This is a genomic window from Rhodococcus sp. GB-02 (assembly GCF_053470465.1).
Window position 1 is genome coordinate 872,787 of the sequence record NZ_JBPUKE010000003.1, and the last position, 15,007, is coordinate 887,793.

Here is a 15,007-nt window from a genome sequence, read left to right on the forward strand (position 1 = left end):
TGGAGTTCGTCTCGATTCCCCCTATTGGTCTAGACCAAACGTCACTATCTCTACATGCGAATTTTGATTGTGGGCGGAGGAATCCTCGGAACGGCGCACGCCGACGAGGCAATCCGCCGGGGACACGACGTCATCCATCTCGAACGCGAGCCCGAAGCCCGCGGTGCAACGGTGCGGAACTTCGGATTGGTCTGGGTATCCGGGCGCGCTCCACACGAACTCGAAGCCGCGCTGCGATCGCGCGAGCTGTGGGCGGACCTTGCCGCCCGTGTCCCCGGCGTCGGATACCGCCCGGCCGGCTCCATCACCCTCATGCGCACCGAGGAGGAGGTCGCGGTCGCGCAGGAAGTCTTCGGCCGCCCCGACGCTGACAACAGAGGGTTCGTGCTCTTGGATCCCGACGCCGTTCGCGCCGTCAACCCCGCGCTCCGGGGCAAGTTTCTCGGCGGACTGCACTGCACCCTGGACGCCGCTGTCGAGTCACGGCAAGCGCTCCCCGCCATCCGTTCCTATCTCGAATCCACCGGCCGTTACACTTTCCACGCCGGAACGGAAGCCCGCGAGATCACGACGAACACCTCCGGCGTACACATCCGCGACGACCATGGTCGCAACTTCGACGCCGATCTGGTGATCGTCTGCCCCGGAGCAACACTCGGCGGATTGGCTCGCGATCTCGCCGGCGATCTCCCGTTGCGCCGCGTGCGCCTGCAGATGATGCAGACAGCCCCGCTCGGCGAAAAGCTCACCACAGCAATCGCTGACGGTGACAGCTTCCGCTACTACCCAGGTTTCGCCGGATCTGCCCTTGATCACCTTCGCACAGTGCAGCCGCAGGAACCGACTGCCGATGAACACCGCATGCAGCTCCTGTGCGTGCAGCGCTTGCATGGCGGCCTGACCATCGGTGACACCCACGAATACGAGGAGCCCTTCGACTTCGACGTCGACGAGGCGCCCTATCGCCATCTGTCCGGAGTCGTGGAAACACTTCTGGGACGCGATCTTCCGCCCATCGTCAAGCGATGGGCGGGCGTCTACAGCCAGTGCCTCGACCCATCACAACTTGTTCACCGCGCACAAGCCGCCGACAACGTCTGGGTGGTTGCCGGTCCCGGTGGCCGCGGCATGACGCTCGGCCCGGCACTGGCGGAACAATCCGCCGACCAGTTCGGTCTCTGAATCCTTCCGACAAGAAAGACTTCTCATGTCTCCCATCACCCTCGCCGTTCTCGACATGGCCGGCACCACCGTCGCCGACGACGGACTGGTTCTTCGCGCCTTCGCTGCCGCCGCTGAAGCCGGCGGACTGCCCGCCGAAGGCCCGGAAGCCGATGCCGCTCGCCAGTACGTCCTCGACACGATGGGCCAGTCGAAGATCGTCGTGTTCCGGGCGATCTTCGGTGACGAAGACCGCGCCCAGGCCGCGAACGCCGCCTTCGAAACCACGTACGACTCCCTCATCGACCAGGGGCTCGCCGAGCCGATCCCTGGCGCGGAGAAGGCGATAACCACACTCCGCGAGGCCGGCATCAAAGTTGCCCTGACCACCGGGTTCAGCCGATCGACGCAGGACAAACTCCTCGTCGCGCTCGGCTGGGAAACCCTCGCCGATCTCACCCTCTCCCCCGCCGAAGCCGGTCGCGGTCGCCCGTTCCCTGACTTGATTTTGACTGCGCTGCTCAAACTTTCGATCGACGACGTCCACCAGATCGCCGTACTCGGCGACACGTCCAACGACGTGCTCAGCGGCATTCGATCCGGCGCATCAATCGTTGCCGGAACTCTGACCGGCGCTCACGACGAGCAACAACTTCGCGACGCCGGTGCCACCCACATCGTCCCGTCCGTGACGGAGTTCGCCGAACTCCTCACCCACCCCTGATCTCACCTCCGAAGAAGGAATCGTCATGCGTCTACGCCCGAGCATCGCTGCGGCCGCTCTCGCCGTGTCCGTCCTTTCGTTCACCACAGCATGTGGTGGAACCGGCACTGCCGCCGGATCAGATACCGAAACCGTCACCGTCTACAGCGCCGACGGACTGTCCGGTTGGTACAAAGGCAGATTCGACGCCTTCACCGCGCAGACCGGCATCGCTGTCAACCTGGTGGAAGCCGGTTCCGGCGAGGTCGTCTCCCGCGTCGACAAGGAGCAGTCCAACCCACAGGCCGATGTCATCATCACCCTGCCACCGTTCATCCAGAAGGCCGACGCGCAAGGTCTGCTCGAGCCCAGCGGAATCGACACCTCCGCCGTTCCGGCCGACGAGAAGGACGACGCCGGCAAGTACGTACCCGTCGTCGAGAACTACCTCTCCTTCATTGCCAATCCGACTGCATCACCCGCCCCACAATCTTGGGACGACCTGCTCACAGATCAGTTCAAGGGCAAGTTGCAGTACTCCACGCCCGGGCAGGCCGGCGATGGTACCGCGGTGCTCTTGCTGCTCCAGCACCTGATGGGCAAGGAAGGCGCACTCGACTACCTCGGAAAGCTCCAGGCCAACAACGTCGGACCCTCGTCCTCGACAGGAAAGCTCCAGCCCAAGGTCAGCAACGGAGAACTGTTGGTCGCCAACGGTGACGTCCAGATGAACCTCGCCTCCATCGCCGACGACGGATCCAAGTTCGACATCTTCTTCCCCGCGGGAGCCGACGGCACTCGCACCACCATTGCACTGCCCTACGTGATGGGGCTCGCCAAGAGCGCCCCGAGTAGCGAACAAGCGAAGAAGCTCATGGAATTCCTGCTCTCCGAAGAATCCCAGAAGACCGTCGCCACCGATGCACTCGGCGTATCGGTCCGCGAGGACGTCCGAAGCGCTACCGGTGAATCCACCGACAAGAACACGCCTTCCGGAGTTCTGCAGGGCGTCAACGTGTGGACCCCGAACTGGAACGACGTCCTCAGCTCGCTCGACGCAGACATCGCCGCCTACCAGAAAGCCACCGGGAGCTGATCATGGCAAGAACCAGACTGGGGCGGACGCTCCCCGAGACCGTCGGTGTCCACGGAGCGATCGAACATTCCGCTCCGGCCATCACCTTCGATCGCGTCAACGTCGCCTACGGCCGCGGGAAGACCGCGACCCATGCCCTCGTCGATTTCAATCTACGAGTGGCGCCGGGTGAAACCGTGGCACTGCTGGGGCCCAGTGGATCCGGCAAGTCGACCGCCCTGAAGGCCCTCGCGGGATTTGTCCGCCCCACGTCCGGTTCGGTCAAGCTCGGCACCCGAAACATCACCAACCTCCCTCCCGCACAACGCGGAATCGGCGTCGTCGTTCAGTCGTACGCGCTCTTCCCGCACATGAGGGTCTCCGAGAACGTGGCCTTCGGACTCCGAGCCCACCGTGTGCCGCGGTCGGAGATCGGCCCACGCGTGGCCGAAGCCCTCGACATGGTCGGGATGTCGGCATACGGAAAGCGTCTGCCGCGTGAGCTTTCCGGTGGCCAACAGCAGCGAATCGCCATCGCCCGCGCCTTGGCGATTCGTCCGGGAGTACTCCTCCTCGACGAACCGCTGGCCGCCCTGGATGCTCAACTTCGCGAGAGCATGCTCGGAGAACTGGCGAGACTGCGCGCCGCACTACCCGACACAGCCATGCTCTATGTGACGCACGATCAGAGTGAAGCCCTCGCGCTCGCAGACCGAATCGCAGTGATGCGCAACGCCAGACTCGCGGACATCGACACCGCCGAGGCCTTGTGGAAACGCCCGCCGTCCAGCTTCACCGCGGCCTTCCTCGGGGGTGCGAACCTGCTGCCCTGCACTGTCACACGCGTCATCGGCACCTCCGCACTGGTCTCGATCGGTGGCACGCCGTTCACTGCTCACGCCCCGCAGCCCGAGATCGGGCACATCGAATGGGAGTCCGACATGGACGCCTACCTGTGTGTTCGCCCGCACGCGGTAGGCGTAACCGGCGTCGGCGCACGAGGATCATTCCCGGCGCGCATCGTCTCGAGCGTCTGGCGCGGTTCCACGACGCGTCTGACGCTGGCTGTCCGTGGCCTCGACGACGTCCGCGTCGACGCGGATGTTGCAGGCCACGACGAGCGACCGGTCGACACCGAGGTTGGCGTCGTCTTGCCCACGGACGGCAGTGTCCTGGTTCCGGCGGATCGCCACCCATGACGACAACCTTGGAACGCCCCGAAACCGCTGTGCCCCAACATAAAGACCCGATTCCGTGGCGCCGGATCGGCTGGGCGCTACCGCCACTGCTTCTGGTGCTCGTGTTCGCGGTGTATCCCACCGCGCGGGTCCTCACGGAATCGCTGAGCACCGCAGACGGCACCGGTCTGTCCACGTGGTCTTCGGTGCTCGGTTCGGAACTGTTCCGAACCGCGCTCTGGCGGACCATCCAAATCGCCGTGGCGTCGACCCTGGGTTGCCTGGTCCTCGGCACTTTCCTCGCCTTGGTGCTTGCCTTCGTTCCGTTCGCGGGATCCAAGGTGGTAGGGCGATTGATCGACACGGTGCTCGCCCTGCCGTCATTCCTGATCACGCTGGCGTTCACGTTTCTGTACGGCACGGCCGGCGCCGTCAACGCCTTGATCGTCCGCATCACCGGCGACGCGAGCGGCCCGCTGAATTTCCTCAACACACCGTTCGGCGTCGTCGCGGCCGAAATCACCTTCTTCACACCTTTTGTCGTACGTCCGCTATTGGCCGCTTTCACCCAGATTCCCCGTGAACAACTCGACGTCGCGGCCAGCCTCGGAGCGTCACCCATCCGGGTTCTGCGACAGGTGGTGATGCCGGAAGCGTGGCCAGCCCTCCTGGCCGGTGGGTCACTCGTACTTCTGTTGACGCTCAACGAATTCGGCATCGTGCTCTTCACCGGAGCAAAAGACGTCGTAACTCTGCCGGTCCTCATCTACACCCGTGGCATCGTCACGTTCGACTTGCCGGGCGCGGCAGTGATCGCGACAGTCCAGGTCGCACTCTCACTCGGCTTGTACTGCCTCTACCGATTCACCTTCAACAGATTGATGGGAGGCAGCCGTGCTGCTGTGGACACGAAGCTCTAAGGCTCTCGTTCTCGGATTCTTCGCCCTCGTCGTCGCGGTCGTTTTTGTCGCACCCATCGCCACCGTCGTCGCGGCTGCGCTGGCCGGATCGTGGACGGGGCCATTGCCCTCGAATCTCGGCGGAAGGAACTTCTCGACTGCGCTGTCCGACGAGAACTTCGCCAGCCTGACCGTCAGCTTGCAGACTGCGTTCATCTCGGGAGTGCTGGCACTGATCGTCGGAACGTGGGCCGCACTGGCCTCTCGTGAGGCACCGATGTGGCTGCGCCGCATCACCGACGCCGTGTTCCACCTGCCGATTGCAGTTCCCTCGGTTGCCATCGGCTTGGGTCTGCTGATCACCTTCAACGAGCGCCCACTGCTGCTCGGCGGTACCAAGTGGATCGTGATTCTCGCTCACACCGTTCTGGTGCTCGCCTTTGCATTCAGCGCGGTTTCTGCGGCACTGGAACGACTTGATCCCGCGTACCGCCAGGCCGCGGAATCGCTCGGGGCAGGCCCCGTACGGGTGCTGACGCGAGTGACACTTCCGCTGCTACTCCCAGCATTGGGTGCGGCCGCGGGACTTTCCGTCGCGCTCTCGATGGGTGAACTGGGCGCTACCGTCATGGTCTATCCGGCGACATGGAAGACCTTGCCGGTCAGCATCTTCGGACTCACCGACCGCGGCCAGGTATTTCTTGCCGCAGCAAATACGACACTGCTGCTTGCAGTCACCCTGATCGCCCTCATGGTGGTCGCCAGAATCCGTCGGCGCTGACCTTGCTGTGCGCCTTTGTTAACCGCCCGCGGTTAATGAAGGCGCACAGCAGGGGGGTTTATCCCTTCCGCAAGATGTACCGCTGAACCTTGCCGCTCGGGGTCTTGGGCAGGTTCGGAACGAAGTGCACGGTGCGCGGGTACGCGTGCGCTGCAAACTTCTTCTTCACCAACGTCTGCAGTTCCTTCTCGAGTTCGTCGTCGCCGTCGACGCCTTCTCGTAGAACGACAAACGCCTCGAGGACCTCACCGCGCAACTCGTCGGGCATGCCCACGACAGCGGCCTCGATGACGTGCTCGTGCATGACCAGCACGCTCTCGACGTCGAAGGGTCCGATGCGGTAGCCGGCCATGATGATGACGTCGTCGTCTCGCGAGGAGAAGAAGAAGAATCCGTCCTCGTCCGTCATTCCGGCATCGCCAGTGATGTACCAGCGGCCGTCTTCGCTGAATCGCTGCTTCGTCTTCTCCGGAGCATCGACGTATCCGGAGAACCACATCAACGGGCTGTTGTGGGTATCGATCGCCACCCGGCCCTGAGTGCGAGCCGGTGCGATGTCATCCGAATTGTCTTCCAGCACAGCAGCAGACCAACCCGGCAACGGACGACCCATCGATCCTGGGCGCACGTCCTCACGGAGCCCGTCGGCCCAGGCGTTGACGATGAACATGCCGTGCTCGGTCTGGCCGTAGTGATCACGGACCTCGACGCCCAACGAGTTCTTCGACCACGCAACCACATCCGGGGTCAACGGCTCACCGGCCGAGGACGCGCGGCGCAGCGAAATGCCTTCCGGAACCGGTGCCTTGTCGGCACGCAGACTGCGGTACACGGTCGGAGCGGCGGCAAAATTGGTGACACCGAACTTCTCGATGATCTGCCACGTCAGGGGCGCGGAGAATCCGGCGTGCAGCAGAATGCTTCGCGTTCCGGCGGCTAGCGGGCCGAGCAACGCGTAGTACAACCCGTACGCCCAGCCCGGGTCCGCGGCGTTCCAGAACACGTCGTCGCCGCGGACGTCGAGGCCGAACTCTTGGTAGGCGTGGAACGACGCGAGCGCACGCACCGGTACCGGCACGCCCTTGGGTGTTCCCGTGGTACCGCTGGTGAACAGCTGCACCATTGGCGCGTTGCCGCCGACGGCCTGAGCAGCGCCTTTCGGGTCTTCGGCATCCTGAGCTGCGACAAGTGCATCGAAGTCCAGTTCGTCACCGGCCGCGCCGCCCGCGACGATGACCTGCCACGCTGCGTCGGCGGGGATGTCCTCACCCGGCGCGAGCTTGTCGAGCTGATTGGCGTCGGAAATGACGACCTTCGCGCCACTGGCCGTCAAGCGGAAAGCGATGGCCGGCGAAGCGAACGCCGTGAACAAGGGCACGTGGACCGCGCCGCGGCGCCAGATTCCGAGGAGTGCGACCACGAGGTCCGCAGACTTGCCCATCAAGGTCGCGACGTTGTCACCCGGCTCGACTCCGAGGTCGGCCAGAGCTGCCGCGAAACGCGCGGACTGCTCACGTAGATGACCGTAAGTGAGGTCCACCGAGCTAAGGTCTGCCTCGACGACGGTGAATGCAACGCCATCCGCGGGATGCCGATCGCAGAGCAATTCTGCGGCGCTGGCATGCGGGGTGTCGTACTGGTCCAGCAGCTCGCGCACCCGTGCGGTGGGATCGGTGCTCATCAACTTGCTCCTTATCGATCGTCGTATGGTTGGCCCGACCGGTTACGTTGGCGGCTCGTCATACGTACTGTTCACCCCCTATGATCTAGCTCACAAGAGAACTTCACTACCCCCAGAAAGGGGTACCTGCGTGAATCGACATGCTTCGTCACTTCTGCGTCCCCGCGACGGGGACGCTATGCGAGGTGAACTCCGAACAATTGCAGCTCAGGGCGTTGTTCCCGTGCTGTTCGGAGGCGAGGTCCAGGACGGAACCCTGCACCTGAGCGAATTCGTCGGCACCCGCACCAACAATCTCAAGGGCTTGGCCATCCCGCCGCGCTCGGGCATGGGCGGACGCGTCGTCGCCCAGGGTTCACCTATCACCGTCAACGATTACGGCAATTCGCAGTCCATCACTCATCACTTCGACCGGCCTGTTCTGAGCGAAGGCCTGCATTCGATCATCGCCGTTCCGGTCATGGTGTCCGGCAAATCGCGCGCTGTCCTCTACGCCGCCATCCGCGACTCCGCTCCCCTCGGCGATCGCACAGCAGACGTCATGGTCAGCGCATCCCGGCGCCTCGGGATGGAGTTCGCCATCCGCGACGAGGTCGATCGTCGCCTGCAACTACTTCAGGCCGCCGCCGCGACCACCGCCGACGGTATGTCTTCGGAAGAGATCCGCGGAGTCCACGCCGAACTACGCAGTGTCGCCCAGACTGTGACCGACACCGACTTGCAGACCAAGCTCCGCGGACTTTCCCAGCGTTTGGCCAACCTGCTGCGGCCTAACGCCGACGCCGAATCCGACGTCGCGCTCACCCCGCGTGAAGTGGACGTTCTCTCGCAAGTCGCACTCGGCTGCACCAACATCGAAGCCGGCCAACGACTTTCCCTTCGCCCGGAAACAGTCAAAAGCTACCTGCGGAGCGCGATGGGAAAGCTGGACGCGAGCTCACGCCACGAAGCCGTGGTGACCGCCCGCAGGTTGGGCCTGCTCCCCTGACGGGTCAGTAGCCTTCCGGAAGGGCGGTGAGCATGTCTCGGGTGACTGCGACGGCGTTGTCCGAACTTCCGCCCCGCACAACCAGAGTGGCGAAGGCCAGGTTGCCGCGATAGCCGACGAACCACGCATGCGATCCCCCGTCGACCTCGGCTTCACCGGTCTTGCCGTACACCTCACCCTGATCTTCGACGCGTTCGGCGGTACCACTGGTGACGACGAGTCGCATCATTCCGCGCAGACCGTCGACCATGGCCGGTGTGATCGCCGGGCGCTCACCGTCGATAGTGGTCTCACGTCCCGAAATCAGTTGCGGCACCGGTGTCGAACCGTTCGCGACCGTCGCCGCCGCCATCGCCATTCCGAACGGACTGACCACGACCTTGCCCTGACCGAATCCGTCCTCGGTCCGCTGCACCAGATCCGACGCCGGCGGCACCGAACCCGAATCGATCGGCAACCCCACCACGTTGTAGTCCTGGCCGATGCCGAACTGCGCTGCGGCAGTGGTCAACGTGTCGGCTTGCATCTCGCTGGCCAGCTTTGCGAAGGACGTGTTGCACGAACGGGCGAAGGCCGTTGCCATCGGCACCGTGCCGAGTGCGAACTCGTTGTAGTTGGGGACGCTGCGCTCGCCGATCTCGATTCGGCCCGGGCATGGCACCATCGTGTCTGGGCTCGCCTGACCCGTCGAAATTGCCGCACCTGCTGTGATGATCTTGAACGTCGAACCGGGTGGGTATTGACCCATCGTCGCGACCGGTCCGTCGCGGTCTGCTGCCTTGTTCTGTGCAACGGCCAAAATGGCGCCGCTCGACGGTTCGATGACCACCATCATCGCCTGATCCTTGTTCACGTTCACCGCGCGCTGCGCAGCGATCTGAATGTTGCGGTCCAGACTGATAGTGAACGACGGAACAGGTTGCGGCGCAGTCTCGGTCAACACGTCGGTGTCGACGCCGTTCTGGTTGACCGTGACGACACTCCAGCCGGCCTTGCCGTCGACCTCGTCGATGATCGTCTTCTTGATCTGCCCGAGCAGGTCAGGTGCGAACTCCGGGTCGGTCGAGACGAGATCCGATTCGTCCGAGACCGATACTCCCGAGATCGCTCCGAGTTGCGCCGAAACCTGGTCGTAATCGTCACTGCGCAACCGGGTCACCAGGTAGTCACCCTTGACGGCCGTCGACGATTCCGCGATCGACTGACCCGTCAGCGAAGAATCGAACCGGCCCAGAACGCTTGCGAGACTGTTCGCGGAGCCGATGATGTCGTTGCTCTTCGAGCGATCGAACTTCACGCGGTAGACGATTCCCGGCACGAGGACGTCAGTGCCCGAATGCTCGTTGACCCTCGCCCTTGGCGCAGCGGTTGCCCGCAACGACATCGTCTGCTTGTCACCGAGACGGGGATGAACGTCCGTCGAACTCCAACGGACGGACCAGTCGCCGTCCTTGCGCCCCATCTGCAGCTCGCCGTCGTAGGTCCAGACGCGATCTTTCGGCAGATGCCACTCGTACGTGTAGCCGACCGTCGCGGTGTCACCGTTCATCTTCACCGACGTCGTCTCAGCAGTCATCGACTCAGCCTGAAGCGCATCCCAGGTATCGCTCAACACGGGCCCGGCGGAATCAGGCCGGTCCGTCAATTTTGCTGCCTCGTCGACGTCCCTGTCACCGAATGCACTCAAGAACTGCTGCGCGACGGGCTCGGGGCCGGCGGGTTTCGGAGTACACGAACTGATCCCCACCGCCAAGAAAATCACGGTGCAGGAGGCCAACAGTTGGGCCGAGCGACTACGAGAGAAATGCCGAGTGTTCATCGAGCCCCATACTAAGGCGGCAACCGACGCGGTCAGGGTAGGCGCGACCATTGCACCCAGCGTGTGCGGTCAGTCGAGCAGTACCGTCGAGAAAGTTGCGACCTGTCGGAACCCCACCCGCGAATAGGTCGACCGCGCAATCGTATTGAAGCTGTTGACGTACAGGCTCGCAATGCGACCGGTCGCCATGATCGACTCCGCTACAGCCGCCGTACCGGTCACCCCGAAGCCCTGTCCGCGAAACTCGGGATTGACCCACACGCCCTGAATCTGGCCACAGCGCGCGGACATCGAACCGACCTCCGCTTTGAAAACGACCTGGCCGTCCTCGATGTGCGCCCACGCTCGTCCGGCTGCGATCAGGCTTGCGACACGATGCCGATAACCACGCCCACCGTCGTTGGCACGCGGATCGACGCCCACCTCTTCGATGAACATCGCGATCGCGGCAGGCAGATAGATGTCGAGTTCATCGGAGCGGACCTGCCGGACCAGAGGATCCGACGGGCACGCCAGCGGCTCGGACACCGCGAGCAACGGTTGTTCGGGGCGGACCTCCCGCGCAGTTCCCCAATCCAGTTCGAGCATTTCCCAGAGCGGCAACGCCAACTCGGCGCGGCCGACCACCGACGAGCACATGCGTGGAATCCGACAGGCACGGTCAGCGAATGCTCGAATGTCATCCGGATCGCCTCGAAGCGGAACCAGATTTGCTCCGGCAAAGCACAGGGAGGACAACGGCCCGCCTCGACTCCACAGCTCGCCGTGAATCATTCGTGGGTCGACGCCGCATTCCTCCACGCGCGCGGCAATCATGCAAGCGGCCACCGGATCGGCGTCGAGTACCCGTCGGACGTCTTCGAGATCTCGACTTCCGACCTGCTTGGCTCCGAGGAGTTTGAGCATCCGTCAACCCCCTCGACTCGACTGCGCGTCCACGAATATCACTACCCGATCATGATGCACTCAGATTGCCACGAACCTGACACCGACGGGGAAGATTCATCCGGCAATCACTCAACTCACGGTGACGACCGGCGCACCCTCCGAAGCGTCACCCTCCATGCTCTCGGCAATTTTCATCGCCTCTTCGATCAACGTCTCGACGATCTGCGCCTCGGGCACCGTCTTGATGACCTTGCCCTTGACGAAGATCTGGCCCTTGCCGTTGCCGGACGCCACACCGAGGTCAGCCTCACGCGCTTCACCCGGTCCGTTCACGACGCAGCCCATGACTGCCACGCGAAGCGGAATCTCCATACCTTCGAGACCCGCGGAGACCTCGTCGGCGAGTGTGTAGACGTCAACCTGTGCACGACCACACGAGGGGCATGAGACGATCTCGAGCTTGCGCGGACGCAGGTTCAGCGACTGCAGAATCTGGTTACCGACCTTGATTTCCTCGGCCGGAGGGGCCGAGAGCGACACACGGATGGTGTCGCCGATGCCCTCCGCGAGCAGCGCACCGAAGGCGACCGCGGACTTGATCGTGCCCTGAAACGCCGGACCCGCCTCGGTGACACCGAGGTGCAACGGGTAATCGCACTTGGCGGCAAGTTGGCGGTAAGCCTCGACCATGATCACCGGATCGTTGTGCTTGACGGAGATCTTGATGTCACCGAAGCCGTGCTCTTCGAACAACCCGGCTTCCCACAGCGCAGACTCGACCAACGCTTCGGGCGTCGCCTTGCCGTACTTCTCCATCAAGCGAGGATCAAGCGATCCGGCGTTGACACCGATACGGATCGGAATGCCTGCATCACCGGCAGCCTTGGCTACCTCTTTGACACGGCCGTCGAATTCCTTGATGTTGCCCGGATTGACGCGCACCGCAGCGCATCCCGCGTCGATTGCCGCGAAGATGTAGCGCGGCTGGAAGTGGATGTCGGCGATAACCGGGATCTGGCTCTTCTTCGCAATGATCGACAACGCGTCCGCATCTTCTTGACGCGGGCAGGCGACACGGACGATGTCGCAACCGGACGCGGTCAGTTCCGCGATCTGCTGGAGCGTTGCGTTGACGTCGTGCGTCTTCGTGGTGCACATGGACTGCACCGAGATGGGGAAATCGCTGCCCACACCTACCGTGCCGACCTGCAGCTGCCGAGTCTTGCGTCGAGGAGCAAGAATCGCTGCGGGTGCCGAGGGCATTCCCAGTCCGATAGGGATGGTCACGTCTGTGCCTTCTTTCATAGCTTCACTGCAAGTTTAGCCGGGCGATCACCGCAGTACCGCGCGGCAACCGTCGCCCTGCTCACACGGTCAGAAGATCTTGATCGGATTGACGATGTCAGCCGTGAGTGTCAGCAACATGAACGCGCCACCGATGACGATGAATACGTAAGTAATCGGAAGGAGTCTCGTGTAGTCGACGGGACCGCCCGGGATCAAGCCGCGGCGGGCGCGGAACCAATCGCGGATCTTCTCGTGGAACACCACCGCGATGTGACCGCCGTCGAGCGGCAACAGCGGCAGGATGTTGAATACACCGAGGAAGAAGTTGATCGACGCGAGCAATCCGACGAACATCGGCCACTCGGCCCGATCAGCAGCCTCCCCGCCTATCACGCTGGCACCGACCACGCTGATCGGTGTGTCCTGCGCCCGCTCGCCGCCCGTGATCGACTCCCACAGAGCCCCCACCTTCGACGGAATGTCAGCCAACGCCTTCACAGAGTCAACCATGATCTGGCCGGTGTAGTCGAAGGCCGCCGGCACAGCCGTGAAGGCGTTGTACTCGACCATCGCGGAGCTCGGCCCGCCGATTCCCACAGCCGAGACTTCTTGCTTCACCGGAGCGCCGCTGGCGGAATTCACATAACGCTGAACACGTTCCGGGACGACCGTGATCGACAATGACTGTCCGTCGCGATCGACCGACAGCACGATGGGGCCGTCGACACCGCGAATAGCAGCTGCGACCTCGGGAAAGGTACTCGTCGACTCCCCGTCGACTGCGGTGATCCGATCGCCCGCTTGCAGACCTGCATCGCCTGCGGGACCTCCACCCGAGCATTCCGTCAGCTCGAAGTCGCCGTCCTGCCCCAACTGATCAGGGGCTACACACGTGACCTCTTGAACTACCGGCTGCGCAGGTTCAGTTCTCCCCCATCCGAGGAGCAACGCGTAGATCAGGAAGAACCCGAGAATGAAGTTCATCGCGATACCGCCGGACATGACGACGACGCGCTTCCACGCCGCCTTCTTGTACATCGCGTGCGGCTCTTCTTCAGGCGTCATCTCGTCGAGGGCGGTCATACCTGCGATGTCGCAGAATCCGCCCAGCGGGAGCGCCTTGAGTCCGTATTCGGTCTCACCTCGACGGAACGAGAAGATCTTCGGTCCGAAGCCGATGTAGTAGCGGCGAACCTTCATTCCCAAAGCCTTGGCCGTCCACATGTGGCCGGCTTCGTGCAGGGCGATGGACACGCCGATGCCGAGGGCAAACAGCACTACGCCCAGTGCAAAAACCATGAAAGCTCTAGCCCTCCTGCTTCACGAGCTGACGCGCTCGTGTGCGTGCCCAGCCGTCTGCGGCCAGAACGTCGTCCACGGTAACCGGTTCCGCGGACCACTGACCTGCATCGTCGAGAACAGCAGCCACCGTGCGGACGATCGCCGGGAACGAAATGACGCCGTCGAGGAATGCCTGAGCCGCCACTTCGTTGGCCGCGTTGTAGATCGCAGTGAAGCAGCCGCCGGATTTGCCCGCACTTCGCGCCAGATCGACGGCGGGGAACACCGACGAATCGAGCGGCTCGAATTCCCAGGTGGAAGCCGTGGTGAAGTCGCATGCCGACGCCGCGCCTTCGATACGGTCGGGCCAGCCGAGCGCGAGAGCGATCGGGAGCTTCATATCCGGCGGGCTTGCCTGTGCGAGCGTAGAACCGTCGAAGAAGGTCACCATGGAGTGCACGATCGACTGCGGATGCACGGTGACGTCGATGCGGTCGTAGTCGATCCCGAACAGCAGGTTCGTCTCGATCAACTCGAGCCCCTTGTTGACCAAGGTTGCCGAGTTCAGGGTGTTCATGGGTCCCATCGACCAGGTGGGGTGCGCTTTTGCCTGAGCCGGATCCACACTTTCGAGTTCTTCGGCGCTCCAACCACGGAACGGCCCACCCGAAGCGGTGAGAACCAACCGAGTCACCTCGTCGCCCGTTCCACCACGTAGACATTGGGCCAACGCCGAATGCTCCGAGTCGACCGGCACGATCTGACCGGGCCCGGCGGCTTTGGTCACCAGCGCACCGCCTGCGACAAGAGATTCCTTGTTCGCCAGCGCCAGACGTGCACCCGAGTTCAAAGCCGCCAGGGTCGGTTCGAGTCCCAACGAACCGACGAGCGCATTGAGGACGACATCGGCGCCGCTGTCGCGAACCAGTTCCGTCACTGCGCTCGGTCCCGAACGAGCCGTCACCGATTCCAGAGCGGCGGCGGCCACGGGGTCGGCGACCGCGACGTCGGTGACGCCGGTTGCGCGAATCTGCTCGGCCAACAACTCGACGTTGTTGCCGCCCGCTGCCAGTCCGACTACTTCGAAACGATCGGGGTTGGCAGCGATGACCTCCAGCGCTTGGGTACCGATCGAACCGGTACTGCCGAGAAGGAGGACGCGGGTACGTGTGGTTTCCTGCACTCACCCATTGTTCCTGATAACACCTGAGAACAACCTTATCGACGCCCAACTACGTACGACAGGCAGTCGTATGTCACCATATT

At 63.4% G+C, this 15,007-nt stretch carries 13 protein-coding genes; 7 read left to right on the plus strand and 6 right to left on the minus strand.

Features of this window, described 5'->3' with window-relative positions:
* Nucleotides 1–54: 54 nt before the first annotated feature.
* From ACSW29_RS24555 to ACSW29_RS24580, 6 genes are read left to right on the plus strand one after another with little or no spacing between them, the layout of a single operon-like run.
* A complete protein-coding gene (locus ACSW29_RS24555) occupies nt 55–1,182 on the plus strand; it encodes a TIGR03364 family FAD-dependent oxidoreductase (RefSeq protein WP_448278518.1) in 1,128 nt (375 codons plus the stop codon).
* A gap of 25 nt (nt 1,183–1,207) precedes the next feature.
* Nucleotides 1,208–1,885, plus strand: a complete 678-nt coding sequence (locus ACSW29_RS24560) for a phosphonatase-like hydrolase (protein ID WP_317827848.1) — start codon at nt 1,208–1,210, stop codon at nt 1,883–1,885.
* 25 nt (nt 1,886–1,910) lie between these two features.
* Nucleotides 1,911–2,960, plus strand: coding sequence for a 2-aminoethylphosphonate ABC transporter substrate-binding protein (locus ACSW29_RS24565; RefSeq protein WP_317827849.1), 1,050 nt, complete (start codon nt 1,911–1,913; stop codon nt 2,958–2,960).
* A 2-nt stretch (nt 2,961–2,962) separates the two neighbouring features.
* A complete protein-coding gene (locus ACSW29_RS24570) occupies nt 2,963–4,138 on the plus strand; it encodes an ABC transporter ATP-binding protein (protein ID WP_448278519.1) in 1,176 nt (391 codons plus the stop codon).
* Nucleotides 4,135–5,037: a 2-aminoethylphosphonate ABC transporter permease subunit gene (locus tag ACSW29_RS24575; RefSeq protein WP_317827851.1), complete on the plus strand. Its 903-nt coding sequence runs from the start codon at nt 4,135–4,137 to the stop codon at nt 5,035–5,037. The genes ACSW29_RS24570 and ACSW29_RS24575 overlap by 4 nt, the downstream gene beginning before the upstream one ends.
* On the plus strand, nt 5,012–5,797 hold the full coding sequence (locus ACSW29_RS24580) for an ABC transporter permease (protein WP_448278520.1): 786 nt from the start codon (nt 5,012–5,014) through the stop codon (nt 5,795–5,797). The genes ACSW29_RS24575 and ACSW29_RS24580 overlap by 26 nt, the downstream gene beginning before the upstream one ends.
* A 58-nt stretch (nt 5,798–5,855) precedes the next feature.
* On the opposite strand, the gene ACSW29_RS24585 is transcribed toward ACSW29_RS24580, so the two are convergent.
* Nucleotides 5,856–7,478: an AMP-binding protein gene (locus tag ACSW29_RS24585; RefSeq protein WP_448278521.1), complete on the minus strand. Its 1,623-nt coding sequence runs from the start codon at nt 7,476–7,478 to the stop codon at nt 5,856–5,858.
* A 178-nt stretch (nt 7,479–7,656) separates the two neighbouring features.
* Here ACSW29_RS24585 and ACSW29_RS24590 point away from each other — a divergent pair, with 178 nt between their 5' ends.
* On the plus strand, nt 7,657–8,466 hold the full coding sequence (locus tag ACSW29_RS24590; protein WP_448278557.1) for a LuxR C-terminal-related transcriptional regulator: 810 nt from the start codon (nt 7,657–7,659) through the stop codon (nt 8,464–8,466).
* Nucleotides 8,467–8,470: 4 nt separating this feature from the next.
* On the opposite strand, the gene ACSW29_RS24595 is transcribed toward ACSW29_RS24590, so the two are convergent.
* The 5 genes from ACSW29_RS24595 to dxr form a co-directional block, all read right to left on the minus strand.
* A complete protein-coding gene (locus ACSW29_RS24595) occupies nt 8,471–10,285 on the minus strand; it encodes a penicillin-binding transpeptidase domain-containing protein (protein WP_317827854.1) in 1,815 nt (604 codons plus the stop codon).
* Nucleotides 10,286–10,354: 69 nt separating this feature from the next.
* A complete protein-coding gene (locus tag ACSW29_RS24600; RefSeq protein WP_230812969.1) occupies nt 10,355–11,191 on the minus strand; it encodes a GNAT family N-acetyltransferase in 837 nt (278 codons plus the stop codon).
* A 111-nt stretch (nt 11,192–11,302) separates the two neighbouring features.
* On the minus strand, nt 11,303–12,460 hold the full coding sequence (gene ispG / locus ACSW29_RS24605; RefSeq protein WP_007734888.1) for a flavodoxin-dependent (E)-4-hydroxy-3-methylbut-2-enyl-diphosphate synthase: 1,158 nt from the start codon (nt 12,458–12,460) through the stop codon (nt 11,303–11,305).
* A gap of 87 nt (nt 12,461–12,547) precedes the next feature.
* Nucleotides 12,548–13,759: a M50 family metallopeptidase gene (locus ACSW29_RS24610; protein ID WP_448278522.1), complete on the minus strand. Its 1,212-nt coding sequence runs from the start codon at nt 13,757–13,759 to the stop codon at nt 12,548–12,550.
* A 7-nt stretch (nt 13,760–13,766) separates the two neighbouring features.
* Nucleotides 13,767–14,924 carry a 1-deoxy-D-xylulose-5-phosphate reductoisomerase gene (dxr, locus tag ACSW29_RS24615; RefSeq protein ID WP_448278523.1) on the minus strand — a complete coding sequence of 386 codons (1,158 nt, stop codon included), beginning with the start codon at nt 14,922–14,924 and terminating at the stop codon, nt 13,767–13,769.
* Nucleotides 14,925–15,007 lie beyond the last annotated feature (83 nt).

Excerpts from the sequence above, each read along its gene's own strand:
- ACSW29_RS24555 (WP_448278518.1), top strand. The coding sequence starts at position 55 with ATGCGAATTTTGATTGTGGGCGGAGGAATCCTCGGAACGGCGCACGCC.
- ACSW29_RS24560 (WP_317827848.1), top strand. The coding sequence starts at position 1,208 with ATGTCTCCCATCACCCTCGCCGTTCTCGACATGGCCGGCACCACCGTC.
- ACSW29_RS24565 (WP_317827849.1), top strand. The coding sequence starts at position 1,911 with ATGCGTCTACGCCCGAGCATCGCTGCGGCCGCTCTCGCCGTGTCCGTC.
- ACSW29_RS24570 (WP_448278519.1), top strand. The coding sequence starts at position 2,963 with ATGGCAAGAACCAGACTGGGGCGGACGCTCCCCGAGACCGTCGGTGTC.
- ACSW29_RS24575 (WP_317827851.1), top strand. The coding sequence starts at position 4,135 with ATGACGACAACCTTGGAACGCCCCGAAACCGCTGTGCCCCAACATAAA.
- ACSW29_RS24585 (WP_448278521.1), bottom strand. The coding sequence starts at position 7,478 with ATGAGCACCGATCCCACCGCACGGGTGCGCGAGCTGCTGGACCAGTAC.
- ACSW29_RS24590 (WP_448278557.1), top strand. The coding sequence starts at position 7,657 with ATGCGAGGTGAACTCCGAACAATTGCAGCTCAGGGCGTTGTTCCCGTG.
- ACSW29_RS24595 (WP_317827854.1), bottom strand. The coding sequence starts at position 10,285 with ATGAACACTCGGCATTTCTCTCGTAGTCGCTCGGCCCAACTGTTGGCC.
- ACSW29_RS24600 (WP_230812969.1), bottom strand. The coding sequence starts at position 11,191 with ATGCTCAAACTCCTCGGAGCCAAGCAGGTCGGAAGTCGAGATCTCGAA.
- ACSW29_RS24610 (WP_448278522.1), bottom strand. The coding sequence starts at position 13,759 with ATGGTTTTTGCACTGGGCGTAGTGCTGTTTGCCCTCGGCATCGGCGTG.